At 65.6% G+C, this 13,647-nt stretch carries 14 protein-coding genes; 6 read left to right on the top strand and 8 right to left on the bottom strand.

Annotated features, from left to right (window positions below):
• Positions 1-93: 93 nt before the first annotated feature.
• The 5 genes from rodA to Q0C64_RS03900 are packed head-to-tail and all read right to left on the bottom strand — an operon-like array spanning position 94 to position 5,560.
• Complete coding sequence (gene rodA, locus Q0C64_RS03920) at positions 94-1,209, bottom strand: rod shape-determining protein RodA (protein WP_294120975.1); 1,116 nt, start codon at positions 1,207-1,209, stop codon at positions 94-96.
• Entirely contained in the window at positions 1,206-3,095 is a 1,890-nt protein-coding gene (gene mrdA / locus Q0C64_RS03915) for a penicillin-binding protein 2 (RefSeq protein ID WP_294120973.1), read from the bottom strand. The genes rodA and mrdA overlap by 4 nt, the downstream gene beginning before the upstream one ends.
• The gene (gene mreD, locus Q0C64_RS03910) at positions 3,092-3,619 is read right to left on the bottom strand and encodes a rod shape-determining protein MreD (protein ID WP_294120970.1); all 528 of its coding nucleotides are present in this window, start codon (positions 3,617-3,619) and stop codon (positions 3,092-3,094) included. Before mreD ends, mrdA begins: the two co-directional genes overlap by 4 nt.
• The gene (mreC, locus tag Q0C64_RS03905; RefSeq protein ID WP_294120969.1) at positions 3,619-4,503 is read right to left on the bottom strand and encodes a rod shape-determining protein MreC; all 885 of its coding nucleotides are present in this window, start codon (positions 4,501-4,503) and stop codon (positions 3,619-3,621) included. Before mreC ends, mreD begins: the two co-directional genes overlap by 1 nt.
• Before the next feature lie 13 nt (positions 4,504-4,516).
• On the bottom strand, positions 4,517-5,560 hold the full coding sequence (locus Q0C64_RS03900; RefSeq protein ID WP_294120967.1) for a rod shape-determining protein: 1,044 nt from the start codon (positions 5,558-5,560) through the stop codon (positions 4,517-4,519).
• Between the two features lie 156 nt (positions 5,561-5,716).
• Here Q0C64_RS03900 and mutL point away from each other — a divergent pair, with 156 nt between their 5' ends.
• The 4 genes from mutL (at position 5,717) to Q0C64_RS03880 (ending at position 9,300) form a co-directional block, all read left to right on the top strand.
• Complete coding sequence (gene mutL, locus Q0C64_RS03895) at positions 5,717-7,471, top strand: DNA mismatch repair endonuclease MutL (RefSeq protein WP_294120965.1); 1,755 nt, start codon at positions 5,717-5,719, stop codon at positions 7,469-7,471.
• Positions 7,472-7,632: 161 nt separating this feature from the next.
• Positions 7,633-8,151, top strand: a complete 519-nt coding sequence (locus Q0C64_RS03890; protein ID WP_294120964.1) for a porin family protein — start codon at positions 7,633-7,635, stop codon at positions 8,149-8,151.
• A gap of 323 nt (positions 8,152-8,474) precedes the next feature.
• Positions 8,475-9,023, top strand: a complete 549-nt coding sequence (locus Q0C64_RS03885) for a porin family protein (protein ID WP_294120962.1) — start codon at positions 8,475-8,477, stop codon at positions 9,021-9,023.
• Between the two features lie 103 nt (positions 9,024-9,126).
• Entirely contained in the window at positions 9,127-9,300 is a 174-nt protein-coding gene (locus tag Q0C64_RS03880) for a hypothetical protein (protein WP_294120961.1), read from the top strand.
• On the opposite strand, the gene ilvC is transcribed toward Q0C64_RS03880, so the two are convergent.
• Positions 9,297-10,262, bottom strand: a complete 966-nt coding sequence (ilvC, locus tag Q0C64_RS03875) for a ketol-acid reductoisomerase (RefSeq protein ID WP_294120959.1) — start codon at positions 10,260-10,262, stop codon at positions 9,297-9,299. The two genes, Q0C64_RS03880 and ilvC, sit on opposite strands and share 4 nt — an antisense overlap.
• 9 nt (positions 10,263-10,271) lie before the next feature.
• Positions 10,272-11,201 (bottom strand): tRNA (adenosine(37)-N6)-dimethylallyltransferase MiaA, encoded by a 930-nt coding sequence (gene miaA / locus Q0C64_RS03870; RefSeq protein WP_294120958.1) that lies wholly within the window; start codon positions 11,199-11,201, stop codon positions 10,272-10,274.
• On the opposite strand from miaA, the gene serB reads away from it, so the two are divergent.
• Positions 11,194-12,048, top strand: a complete 855-nt coding sequence (serB, locus tag Q0C64_RS03865) for a phosphoserine phosphatase SerB (RefSeq protein ID WP_294120957.1) — start codon at positions 11,194-11,196, stop codon at positions 12,046-12,048. The two genes, miaA and serB, sit on opposite strands and share 8 nt — an antisense overlap.
• Here the strand turns inward: serB and Q0C64_RS03860 are convergent.
• Positions 12,045-12,941: an SPOR domain-containing protein gene (locus tag Q0C64_RS03860; protein ID WP_294120956.1), complete on the bottom strand. Its 897-nt coding sequence runs from the start codon at positions 12,939-12,941 to the stop codon at positions 12,045-12,047. The two genes, serB and Q0C64_RS03860, sit on opposite strands and share 4 nt — an antisense overlap.
• Positions 12,942-13,088: 147 nt before the next feature.
• On the opposite strand from Q0C64_RS03860, the gene Q0C64_RS03855 reads away from it, so the two are divergent.
• The coding region (locus Q0C64_RS03855) for a ParA family protein (protein ID WP_294120954.1) at positions 13,089-13,647 on the top strand (559 nt) is incomplete at its 3' end.

Genomic DNA, 13,647 nt, shown 5'->3' with positions numbered 1-13,647 from the left:
GGGCCGCTCCTGGAAGCGGCGGCGCGGGCGGGCCTCTAACAGCCTTGGCGGCCCCACGCAACCGCCTTTGGCCGAGTTTTTCAGGCGCCGGAATCAGGCAATGGTCGTACGGGTCCGCGACTGGCGCTCAAGCGACATCAAAATGCCGAGGCAGATCATCACCGTCATCACCGCCGAGCCGCCGAAACTGACCAGGGGCAGGGGGATGCCGACCACCGGCGCCAGGCCCATCACCATCATCAAATTGATCGAGACGTAGAAGAAGATCGTCGCGGTCAGGCCCGCCGCGGCGAGCTGGCCGAAGCGGGTCTTGGCGCCCTTGCTTACGTTCATGCCCCAGCGGATGACCATGAAGAAGGCGAAGATCAGCAGCGCGCCGCCGACCAGCCCCCATTCCTCGACGAAGGTGGCGAAGACAAAGTCGGTATGGCCTTCGGGAAGGTAGTCGAGGTGGCTCTGGCTGCCGTTGAGGTACCCCTTGCCCCAGATGCCACCCGATCCGATGGCGATCTTCGACTGGCTGATGTGATAGCCGGCGCCGAGCGGGTCGGCCTCCGGATCGAGGAAGATCAGCACCCGCTTGCGCTGGTAATCGTGCATCATCGAGAAGAGGATTGGGCCGGCCACCGCGGCGGCCGCGGCGGCGCTGCCGAAGTACCACATCGGCAGGCCGGCGATGAACATCACCGTCACCCCGCCCAGCATGACCATCATCGCCGTGCCGAGGTCGGGCTGGACCAGGATCAGGCCGGCGGGCACGAATACCAGGGCGGCCGCGGGCCACAATCCGCGCCAGCGGCGGACGTCGCTGGCCGGCAGCAAATCGTAGAAGCGCGCCAGCACCAGCGCGATCGCTGGCTTCATGAATTCGGAGGGCTGGAGGCGGATGAAGCCGAGGTCGACCCAGCGCTGCGCGCCCTTGCCGACGAAGCCGATCATCTCGACCAGGACCAGCAGGACCAGGATCGCGACATAGGCCGGGAAAATCATCTGCTTGATGAAGCTTTCCGGGATGTAGCTGATGCCGATCGCCACCGCCATGAAGGCGAGGATGGTGACGCCTTGCTTCAGCGCCCAGGGCGAGGCCGAACCGCCGGCAGCGGAATAGAGCGTCACCACGCCGATCGTGCAGATCAGCGCGACCAGCCAGATCAGCCGCCACGGCAGGCGGGCTAGCGGCTGGGGGATGATCGCCGAGGAAATGATCATGCCGAAAGGCTGGCCTTGGAGGCGGCCTCGAACTGGGCCTGGCGCCGCGCGGTCCGTTCGAGCAGCGTCCCGCCCCATTGCTGCTCCAGCGCGGTCAGCGTCTCCATCCCTTTCTGCGGGTCGAACAGGAAGGTCATGCAATCGCGGACGATCGGCGCGGCGGCCGAGGCGCCGAAGCCGCCATGTTCGATGATGCAGCCGATGGCGTAGCGCGGGGCGTCCGCCGGCGCGAACGACACGAACAGCGCATGGTCGCGCAGCGCCCAGTTGGACTGGTGCCCGCGCGCACCGAGCTTGAACACCTGTGCGGTACCGGTCTTGCCGGCCATCAGGATGTTCTCGAGCGGCAGCTTCGAGCCGACCGCCGTGCCATGCTCATTGACTACCGCCGACATCGCCTTGCGGACGATCTCGAGGTGGGCCGGATCGACATCGAGGTCCGGCGCCGGCTGCCGCGGGTCGGCCATCAGCAGGCGGGGCTTGACCAGCTTCCCCGACGCCAGCCGGGCCGGCATCACCGCCAGCTGCATCGGGTTGATCAGCACATAGCCCTGTCCGATCGAAGTATTGGCAGAATCATATCCCTGCCATTTGCGCTTGTACTTCTCTTCCAGCCATTTGGGGCTGGGCATGGTGCCGAAGCGCTGGCTGGGGATCGGCAGGTCGAATTTCTCGCCATAGCCGAGATAGTGGACCATCTCGGTCGTCTTCTCGGGATCGGTGATCAGGCCCGTCGCCCAGAAATAGGTGTTGCAGCTGCGCTCGACCGCCGAATGCATGTCCATCGACCCATGCACCGCGTCGCAGCGGAAATAGCGGTTGCCGATGCGGATCCCGCCCGGACAATTGACGCGCCGTGCCGGATCGATGCCCTGCTGCAGGAAGGCCAGCGCCATCGCCGGCTTGATGGTCGATCCTGACGGGTAGAGCCCCTGCGCCACCTTGTTGAGTAGCGGGATATGATCGTCCTCGGACAGCATCCGCCATTCGGTCCGGCCGATCCCCTGGCTGAAGCTGTTGGGGTCGAACGCCGGCATGGAAACATAGGCCAGCATGTCGCCGCTCATCACGTCCATCGCGACCAGCGCCCCCGACTGGTCGCCCATCCGCCGCGCGGCATATTCCTGGAGCGCCGCGTCGATGGTCAGCTGCACGGTCTGGCCGCTGCGGTCCGGCTTGGGCTCCAGTTCGCGCACCAGCTTGCCCCTCGCGGTCAGCTCGACCCGCTGCCCACCGGGCACCCCACGCAGCCTGGGTTCCAGAACCTTTTCAAGTCCTTCCTTGCCGATCTTGAACCCCGGCGTGATCAGAAGGGGGTTCTTTTCCTTCTCATAATCCTTGGCCGAGGCGGCGCCGACAAAGCCGACCAGATGGGCCACCGCCGGACCGGCCGGATAGAAGCGGGAGAAGCCGCGCTGCGGCACGACCCCGGGCATTTCCGGCAGGCGTACGGTGATCGCCGCATATTGGTCATAAGGGACGCTCTCCGCCACTTGCACCGGCTGGTAGCCGCGCGAGGCCCTCATCTCCTTGATAATCCGATCAACGTCGTCGGGAGTCAGCTGGAGCGCCTGGGTCAGCGTCCGGAGTGTCTCGGTGGGACGCTCCACCTGCTCGGGAATGAGGTCGACGCGGAAATCGGACCGGTTGATGGCGATCGGCTTGCCGTTCCGGTCGACGATCCAGCCGCGGCGCGGCGGGACGATGATCAGCTGGACCCGGTTGCTCTCGCTCAAGAGCTTGTAATGCTGGTTCTGCGCGACCGACAGATAGCCAAGCCGGGCGACCAGCGCGCCGCCAAAGGCGAATTGTGCGCCACCGACCAGCATCATCCGTCGCGAAAAGGTCATCGACTGATGCGCCGCGGTGAAGCGAGAGGCCTTCATCGCCCGAGCCTCCACCGGTCGATGCGCGCGGCGAGGAACGCCGCGACCGGGAAGCACAATATGCCAATCAGGATCGCCGGACCAATGGTGATGCCCAGGGGGACCGGTGCGCCAAGCGCCCCCGCAACCCGCCACTGCGCCAACTCCGCCAGCGCGATGAACAGGCCGGCGATACCCCATTCGATCCAATAATCGCGCCATTGCGTGCGGCGATCGAGAGTATCCATCGCGATCATCATCGCCGCCCAAAGCGCCACCGACAATCCGATCGGGCTGCCCAGGATCAGATCATTGACGAAGCCGAGCGGGGCCGCCCACCAGGCCGGCCAGGCGTCGGCCCTCAAGAGCCGCCAGGCGACCAGCATCAGCAGCCCCCAGTCGGGCCACCAGCCGGTCGTCGAGACAATCGGCAGCAGCGAAATCATCGAACCCAGCACGACCGTCGCCGCCGGCAGATATTCGGCTCCCGTCCGCGGGCCCTTGTTCAGCCGCGCGCCCTTGGGAGTGAGCGCCGAGCGGGCCATCAGGGGGCCTCGCTGTCGGGGGAGCCTGCCGCGGCGAGGGCGGCCGGCTCGAACGGTGGTTCGACGATAGCGAAGCTGACCTTCGACGGGTCGGCGATGGGCAATGCGATGGCGCCATCGTCGTCCAGCCGGATGACCTTTGCGATGGGGATCAGCGGTGGATACAGGCCGCCGGTGCCGGAGGTGATGATGATGTCACCCGCCTTGAACGGGTTCTTGCCGACTTCCAGGGGCCGGACATCGATCGTCCCGTCGCCGCGTCCGGTCGAGATCACCGGCTGTCCGCCCTTAAGGATCCGGGCCGGGACGATGTTGGCGCGGTCGCTGACCAGCAGCACGCGGCTGGCGGTGGACCCGGCGTCGATCACCCGGCCGATCAGTCCTTCCGGCGCGCGCACCGGCATTCCGACCTGCACCCCGTCGCTGGTCCCGACCGAAATGATCGCGAACCGCCGTGGACTTTCGAACGATGAGCCGACCACCCGCCCGGCGGCAACTGCCACCCGGCTTTGCTCGCGCAATTGCAGCGCGGCCTTCAACTGCCGGTTTTCCTCGAGGATGCCGCGCGCCTCGACCATCCGCCGCATCAGCGCGGCACGGTCCCGCTTCAGCTGGCCATTCTGGTTGGCCGCGTCCCAATAGTCGCCGGCGCCGCTGACCATCCCGGTAACGGTCGATCCAATCTCGTTGAGCCCGCCGCTGATCGGGGCGGTCACATCGAGCGCGGCACCGCGTACCGCCTGGTAGCTTTGCGGCGCAACCAGCGAGAGGATCAGCAGGACCAGCCCGACGATCAGCCCGGCGATCACCGCCAGGAAGCTGAAGAACAGGCTGTATTGTGCGCGCCTCGACCAGCCTGGGCGCGGTCCCGCCGAGGCCGCCACGGCCTAGTTGCTCCTAAGCCGTCTGGAGGACGCCGCGGAACTGCTCCTCTTCGAGCGCGCGGCCAGTACCGAGCGCAACGCAGGTCAGCGGATCCTCGGCCACGGTCACCGGTAATCCGGTTTCGTCGCGCAGCACTTCGTCCAGGCCCTGGAGCAGCGCACCGCCGCCGGTCAGGACAATGCCCTGGTCGCAGATGTCGGCGGCAAGTTCCGGAGCGGTATTTTCCAGCGCGATGCGGACGCCCTCGACAATCGTCCCGACCGGTTCGCTTAGTGCTTCGGCGATCTGGCCCTGGTTAATCGTGATTTCCTTGGGCACGCCGTTGACCAGGTCGCGGCCCTTGATGTGGACCGTCTTGCCGATCCCGTCGACCGGCGGCTTGGCAATACCGACTTCCTTCTTGATCCGCTCGGCCGTGGCCTCGCCGATCAGCAGGTTGTGATTACGTCGGACATAGGAGGAAATGGCTTCGTCCATTTTGTCGCCGCCGACCCGCACCGACGTGGTGTAGGCGAGGCCGCGCAGCGACAGCACCGCGACTTCCGTTGTGCCGCCGCCGATATCGACCACCATCGAACCGATCGGCTCGGTCACCGGCATGTCGGCGCCGATCGCCGCCGCCATCGGCTCCTCGATCAGGTAGACCGCAGAAGCGCCGGCGTTCGAGGCCGCGTCGCGGATCGCGCGGCGCTCGACGCTGGTCGAACCCGACGGCACGCAGATCACGATTTCCGGGAAGCGCCAGGCGCGCATCTTGCCGCCATGCACCTTGTGGATGAAGTGCTTGATCATCTGCTCGGCGACGTCGATGTCGGCGATGACGCCGTCACGCAAAGGACGGATGGCTTCGATCTGGTCGGGGGTCTTGCCCATCATCAGCTTGGCGTCGTCGCCGACCGCCTTGACCTTCTTGACCCCGTTGATCGTCTCGATCGCGACTACCGACGGCTCGTTGAGGACGATGCCCCGGCCGCGGACGTAAACCAGCGTATTGGCCGTCCCCAGATCGATAGCCATGTCGTGCGACATCCATTTGAACCAGCGGTTCCAGAACATGCTTTACCCGTCTCTCGCTTGCCTGTTGGAAACCGGTCCGCCCCACTAGCCGGTCCGATTCACGATTCCTTATCCAAGTCCTTGTGAATGCAACATAAATCTAACTGCGGATTCAGTGCTTCGCAGGGTGCTTCGGATTGGGCTACGGAGGTTAACATGTCAATAAGAAGGCTGCCCTCGGAACTCATCAATCGCATCGCCGCCGGCGAGGTGGTTGAACGGCCCGCCAGCGCGCTGAAGGAGTTGATCGAAAATTCGCTCGATGCCGGTGCGAAATCGGTCGCGATCCGGCTGTCCGCTGGCGGGCTCGAACTGGTCGAGGTGACCGACGACGGCAGCGGCATGAGTCCCGCCGAAATGAAGCTGGCGCTGGAGCGGCATGCGACCTCGAAGCTGCCCGACGACGCGATCGAGAATGTCGCCAGCTTCGGGTTTCGCGGCGAAGCGCTGCCGTCCATCGCCAGCGTCGCGCGGTTGACGCTGGAGAGCCGGGAGCGCGGCGCTGATGGCTGGCGGATCGAACTCGATCACGGCCAATTGCTGGGGGAGGGGCCGGCGGCGCTTCCGCCAGGCACTCGGGTGCGGGTCGAAGGGCTGTTCGACAAAGTGCCCGCCCGGCGCAAGTTCCTCCGCTCGCCCAGGGCCGAATATGCCGCCTGCGTCGACGCGGTGAAGCGGCTGGCGATGGCGCGGCCCGACGTCGCGTTCAGCCTCGACCATGATGGCCGCCGCAGCCTTTCGGTCCAGCCATCCGATGGTCCGGCCCGGGTCGCGGCGCTGCTCAGCCACGAGCTCGACCGGCATGGGATCGGCATCGACTGCGTCCGAGACGGGTTGCGCCTCACCGGTGTGATCAGCCTGCCGACCTTCAATCGCGGCATGGCCGACCAGCAATTTTTGTTCGTCAACTCGCGCCCGGTGAAAGACCGGCTGCTGGTTGGGTCGTTGCGCGCAGCCTATCGCGACCTTCTCGCCCGGGACCGCCACCCGGTGGCTGCCTTGTTCGTCGAGGTCCCGGCTGGCGAGGTCGACATCAATGTTCACCCCGCCAAGACCGAGGTTCGTTTCCGCGACCCGGCGGCGGTACGCGGCTTGATCATCGGCGGCCTCAAGGCGGCGCTTGACGAGGCCGGGCACCGCAGCGCCGCGCGCGAGCAATTCGCCCAGCCGGCGGCCTGGCAGGTCGAGCCGTCAACGCCTGTGCAACCTATAGCGTCGTTCTTTGAAGCCGCGGCCGCTTCTCCCGCTGCGGTCATGGATCGGCCGGCGCCCTTCGCTGCGCCAATGGGACGGGCGGAGGAGGCGAGACCGGTCCCGGCCGAGCAAGCTAGCTACCCCCTCGGTGTCGCCCGAGGCCAGGTCGCGGCGACCTACATCGTCGCAGAAGCCGAAGACGGGCTGGTGATCGTCGATCAGCATGCGGCGCACGAGCGGCTGGTGCTGGAACGGATGCGCAAGGCATCGAACGGCGGCGTGGTCGCCCGCCAGGCCCTACTGATCCCCGATGTGGTCGAACTGGAAGAACCCGATTGCGACCGTCTCGAGGGCGCAATTCTCGATCTTGCCGCGCTGGGTCTTGAGATCGAGCGTTTCGGCCCAACTGCCATGTTGGTCCGCGCGACCCCAGCCCCGCTCGGCAAGACCGATGTTGGTGGGCTGCTCGGCGACGTCGCCGCCGAGCTGGCCGAACTTGGCACGGCACTTAGCCTGCGCGACCGCCTCGACCATGTCGCCGCGACCATGGCCTGCCATGGCTCGGTGCGGGCAGGGCGGATCCTGTCGGTGGCGGAAATGAATGCCTTGCTGCGCGAAATGGAAGTCACACCCCATTCGGGGCAGTGCAACCACGGCCGCCCGACCTGGGTGAAGCTGGCGCATGCCGACATCGAGAAACTGTTTGGGCGCAGATGAATCTTATAATTCGGAATAATATCGCGCTTTGTGCTGTCACTTAAACAGCACAATTCCAGTATCTTACTAAAACCCGCTTTACTGCCCGCGACTGCATGAATAAGTCGCAGCGGTCCCGGGCCGGCACCTGCCGCGCTCGGGAATATTTTAAGGAGTGAAGTGTGAAAAAGTTGCTTTTTGTTGCTGGTGTCGCCTCGGCGGTTCTGGCCACCCCGGCAGTTGCCGAGGACACCGCGGCCCCGACCGGCGCACGCGTCGAAGCCCTGATTGGTTTTGACAATGTCAGCATCGGCGGTTTCGACAAGAGCGGCGCTCTGTTCGGTCTGGGTGCTGGCTATGATTTCGCCATCAACAATAGCGTTTCGCTTGGCCTCGACGGCGAAGTGAGCGATTCAACCACCAAGTTTGGTGACGCTCAGAGCGGGCGTGACCTCTACGTTGGTGGCCGCGTCAGCTATGCGCTCAACCCGAAGGCCAGCCTCTACCTGAAGGCCGGCTACACCAATGCCCGCATCATCGTTGATGATGACGGCGCGAACGGCGACGGTTTCCGCGTCGGCCTCGGCGGCCAGCTGATCGTTGGCGGTAAGGCCTACGTCGGCGCCGAATATCGCTATTCGAACTATGAGGGCGACTTCAGCCGTCATCAGGTCGCGGCGACGATCGGCACCCGCTTCTAATCGAGCCAATATGCAAGATTGGGGGACGTCCGGCATGTGTCGGGCGTCCCTTTTTCTATGCTAACGGCAATAATTCAGCCCATCGCAAATATTTTTCGGGCCATCCAAGCTTCTGACTTTAAACGGGAACAGAGGCCTTCGCCTTGATTTGTCCTTAATTCGTTCATTGAAGCGACAAGTACCGCACCCAAATGTTCGAACGGGGCTGCCGGTCCACACGGCATAACAGGAAAATGACCGAATAGCTTGATTCTAGGGCGATTTCGGCGTGGTCCCCGCTCGTCCCTTCGTCCTGAAGGGATGCCAACCAATGGAGTATTGTTGTGAAAAAGATTCTTCTTGCGACGGCCGCAACGGCTGCAGTTCTTGGCGCGACTCCTGCGCTGGCCCAGGACGCTCCGGCGGCTCCGACTGGCCCGCGCATCGAAGCCCTGGTCGGCTATGACCGCGTCAAGGCGCTCGGCGAGCATGACGGCGGAGTCCTGTTCGGCGTCGGCGCCGGCTACGACTTTGCGGTTGGCAACGGCGTTTCGCTTGGCGCCGACATCGAAGCGACGGATTCGACCCAGAAGGAAGGATCGGCTGGCGCCGAAGTGAATTCGGGCCGCGATCTCTATGCCGGTGGCCGCGTCAGCTTCGCGGTGAGCCCGAAGGCCAACCTCTACCTGAAGGGCGGCTACACCAACGCCCGCTTCAAGGCGTCGGACGGCGTAGACACCTTTGGCGAGAACTTCGACGGTTTCCGCCTCGGTGCCGGTGGCCAGTATAATGTCGGCGGCAAGGCTTATGTTGGCGGCGAATATCGCTACTCCAACTATGAAGCAGGCCTCTCGCGTCACCAGGTGGCGCTGACGGTCGGCACCCGCTTCTAATCGAAGCTTATCGGGGAAGGGGCGTCCGGGCGACCGGGCGCTCCTTTTTCATTTTGGCGGCAAAGGTGGTAGAAGCTTTGCTCTTCTTGGCGGGAGAATTGCCATGAGCGAATATGACAAGAGCTATTTCGCCCGCCGTGCCGCTGAGGAAGCCGAACTGGCCCTGAGCGCGACGGACCCCGACGCCGCCGAGACCCACCGCCGCCTGCAGCGCGCCTATATCGAGCGTGCTTCGATCGGCGAACGGCTGGGCGAACCGGCCGAGATCGTCGGCTAACCTTCTAGTTTCTTCCGCGCCCGTTCGACCCTGAGGCTACGCGCCTTTTCGCGTGCCGCGCGCAGGCGGGGATAGGCCGACGCCTCTTCGTCGCTCAGCAGCTCGCTGAAGCGCCCGTCGCGGATATCCTCGAGCACCGCCTTCATCCTTGCGCGTACGCCGTCGTCGACGATGCGCGGTCCACCCAGCACCGCGCCAAGCTCGGCGGTATTGCTGATCGCCTCGCGCATCCCGGCGATGCCGCGCGCCTCGATCAGTTCGGCGATCAGCTTCAGTTCGCCGATGCATTCCATATATGCGACTTCATCGCTGACACCTGCCGCGACCAGCGTATCGAAGCCGGCGATAAGGATTTCCGGCACCGCGCCCCACACCACCGCATTTTCGTTGAACAGGTCGGCCTCGCATTCCTCGGCAAAGGTCGAGGGGAGGATGCCTGCCCGTCCGCAGCCCAGCGCCTGGCCGTAGGCGAGGGCGATGGCTTCCGCCTGGCCGCTCTTGTCCTGCGCGACCGCGTACAGCGCGACCATACCCTTGCCCTCCAGGTAGAGCGAGCGGAGCGCGGTCCCTGGCCCCTTGGGCGCCAGCATGAACACATCGAGGTCGGGCCGCGGCGCGATGAAGCCGAAGCGGATCGCCAGGCCATGGCTGAAGCCCAGCGCCGCACCTTCACGGCAGTGCGGCTCGACGACGCGATAGATCGCCGCCAGAACCTCGTCGGGGGCAAGCAGCATGACGATGTCGGCGGATGCGGCCGCCTCCGCCAGCGATGCGGTGGCAATCCCGTCGGCTTGCGCCCCATGGAGGCTGGGCGAACCATCGCGCAGGCCAACCACCACGTCGATCCCGCTATCGTTGAGGTTCAGCGCCTGGGCGCGTCCCTGATTGCCATAGCCGATGATCGCCACGCGCTTGCCCTCAAGCGGCGCCCGGTCGATGCCCTCGTCGCGGATCGTTTCCATGGTTTGTGGCTAGCCTGCCGCGCCGAGCAGCGCCAGCGCGCGTTCGGTCGCGGCGCCCTCCAACGGCTCACAGAACCGCGGCCATTCGGGCGGCGGCTGGTGCGCGAACCAGGTATATTGCCGCTTGGCGTAGCGCCGCGTCGCCTGCTGGCCGGCGACGATCGCCTGCTCAAGAGACCATTCACCGCGGATGTGCGTGGCCAGCTCGGTCACGCCGATCGCCCGCATCACCGGCAGGTCGGAATCAAGGTTTCTCGCGAGCAAGGCCTCGACCTCGCCAAGCGCTCCTTGCTCGACCATATCCGCGAACCGTTGGTCGCAGCGCTCGTACAGCCAGGGGCGGGGAGGGAGCAGGATGATTGACTTAAGTTCGACATCATCGCCGATCCCGCCCTCGCTCTGCTTCTGCCATTCGGCCAGCGTCCTGCCGGTCGACTTCACCACCTCCAGCGCGCGGGCGATCCGCGTCGTGTCGCCGGGATTGAGCGAAATCGCCGCCACCGGGTCGAGCAGCGTCAGCTCGGCCAGATTCTCCGACACGCCATTGCCACGCACCTTGGCACGGATTTCCGGATCGATTTCGGGCACCGGCGCGATTCCGTCGAGCAGGGTGCGCAGATAGAGCCCGGTCCCGCCGACCAGGATCGGCAATCGCTGTTCCCCGTGCAGCTTGGCGATCTCAGCCTTGGCCATCGCTGCCCAGTCGGCCGCTGAACAGGACTTGGCGCCATCAAGCACGCCGTAAAGCCGATGCTCGGCCCGCTGCTTCTCTTCCGCCGAAGGCGCCGCCGACAGGATCGGCAGGTCGCGATACACTTGGGCGCTGTCGGCGTTGACGATCGCTCCGCCGGTCGCCTCGGCCAGACGTAGCGCCAGCCCCGACTTGCCGCTGGCGGTCGGACCGGCGATGAGGGCGACGGGAGGACGCTTCTTGGCCATTGCCACGCTGATAGCAGCCGGACGGCTCGACGAAAGACTGGTGGAGCAGATCCCCGGCGCACGCCTGCTCGACTGGATCGAGCAAGGCAGTGCCGCCGATATTTCGATGGACGGCGATCCCGGCGCGATCAAGGCGGCCTTGTCGCAGCTCGACGGGGTCGATTTCGCGCTCTGGCCGGGCGAGCGCACGCCCGCGCGCCTGCTCGTCGCCGATATGGATTCGACCATGATCGGCCAGGAATGCATCGACGAACTCGCGGACTATGCCGGTTTCAAGGATCGGGTTGCCGCCATCACCGAGCGAGCCATGCAGGGTGAGCTCGATTTCGCCCATGCCCTGGCAGAACGGGTCGCCTTGCTCGAAGGCCTCGACGCATCCGTCATCCAGCAATGTCTGGCCGAGCGGATCCGGCCCAATCCCGGCGCCTCAACCTTGGTCCGCACCATGCGGGCGCGGGGAGCGGAGACCATCCTCGTCTCGGGCGGCTTTACCGCTTTCGTTGCGCCAATCGCCGCGCAGATTGGCTTCGACCGGTTCGAGGCCAATGTGCTCGGCGTGCACGACGACAAGCTAACCGGGCTGACCGAGGGTCAGATCGTCGATTCCAGGCGCAAGCATGACGTGCTGGTCGAGGCGCGCGACCGGCTCGGACTGCCCAGCGCCGCGACCATGGCGATCGGCGACGGCGCCAACGACATATCGATGGTCGAAGCGGCGGGCCTCGGCATAGCCTTTCGCGCCAAGCCCGCGCTGGCGGCCGTCGCCGACGCGCGGCTCGACCATCACGGGCTCGATGCCCTGCTGTGGATGCAGGGCATTCCCCGATCGGAGTGGGTCGAGGACTAGCCGCCAGTCGGGAAGCAGGGCTGGGGAGCGAGGCTGACGCAAGCCGCCGCCGCCGCGGCGCGGCTCTCATAGGGTCCGGCCTGTAGCCGCACCACGGCGCCAACCGGGATATAATAGGCCTGTCGCCCGCCAAGCTTGCCCGAAAGCTTCCCGAACAGCGCCTCGGCCGACTTGCGCTGGCCGAACGCGCCCAGCTGGATCCGCCACTTGCCGCTTGCGGCCGCAACCGGTTTCGGAGCCGGCTTTACCACCGTCGGTTTTGTAGCCACCGGCTTTGGTAGTGGCTTGGCCGTCGCCACCTTGGACGGTGGCGCGGGGACCGGCGCTGCCTTCCTCGGCGCTGAGGCCATCGCCTGGGCCAGCGCCAGGCCCTTCTGGCGCTGCTCGATCGACATCACCGCATCCATGTCCGCCAGCGTCGCCTGGGCCGGCGCCAGGCCCTGCGCCGCGGCGCGGCTGATATAGGCATAGGCCGTTACCGGATCGGGGGCGACATCGTCGCCATTGTAGAGTGCCGTGCCGACGATCAGCAGCGACTTTGGCTCTCCCGCTTCCGCCGCCAGCTTCAGCCAGCGCATTCCGGCCACCCGGTTGCCGTTCTGGAACAGCAGCAGGCCGAGCGTCGATTGCGCATCGACGTGGCCCTTGCGCGCAGCCTGCTCCAGCCAATTCTGCGCTTGCGACAGGTCGGTCGGTACGCCCTTGCCCAGCCGATAGGCCTGTCCGAGGTTGAAAGCCGCGTCGGCGTCGCCTTTTTCCGCCAGCGGGCGCCAGATCGCGACCGCGCCGGCGGTGTCGCCCCGTTGCCACGCCTCAATTCCCGATTTCACCGACTGCGCCGCGGTCGGCGCCGCCATCGCCGCAACTGCCAGGGCCATCAACAGCTTACGCATCGCGTTCAAACCCTCGTCCGATCCCGCTGCTTACCCTAGCGCCCGCTCGCCAACAGACAACAAGGTCGGACTGACATTAACCAGTTTTTAGGGGCTTTGCTGTCAGGTGACGTCAATTCTTTCGTCTCTTTGCGCAAGGGGAATCGAATGCGCGTTCTGGCAATGGCATCGCAGAAGGGCGGGTCGGGTAAGACGACTCTGTCCGGTCACCTTGCGGTGCAAGCGCAACTCGCGGGCGCCGGCCCGGTCTGCCTGATCGACATCGACCCGCAAGGATCGCTGGCCGATTGGTGGAACGAACGGCAGGACGACATGCCCGCCTTCGCCCAGACCACCGTAGCCCGGCTTGCATCGGACCTCGAGGTGCTTCGCCAGCAGGGCTTTCGCCTGGCGGTGATCGATACGCCGCCGGCAATCACCATGGCGATCCAGTCGGTCATCGCTGTGGCTGAGCTGATTGTGATCCCGACCCGCCCGTCACCGCATGACCTTCGCGCCGTTGGCGCCACGGTCGATCTCTGCGACCGCGCCGGCAAGCCGCTGATCTTCGTCGTCAACGCCGCGACGCCCAAGGCCAAGATTACTTACGAGGCCGCTGTTGCGCTGTCGCAGCACGGCACCGTCGCCCCGGTTACCCTCCACCACCGCACCGATTTCGCCGCGTCGATGATCGACGGCCGCACGGTGATGGAAGTCGATCCGGGTG

This window comes from Sphingomonas sp. (assembly GCF_023266535.1).
Taxonomy (GTDB): domain Bacteria; phylum Pseudomonadota; class Alphaproteobacteria; order Sphingomonadales; family Sphingomonadaceae; genus Sphingomicrobium.
This window is presented reverse-complemented; position numbering and strand designations above follow the sequence as displayed.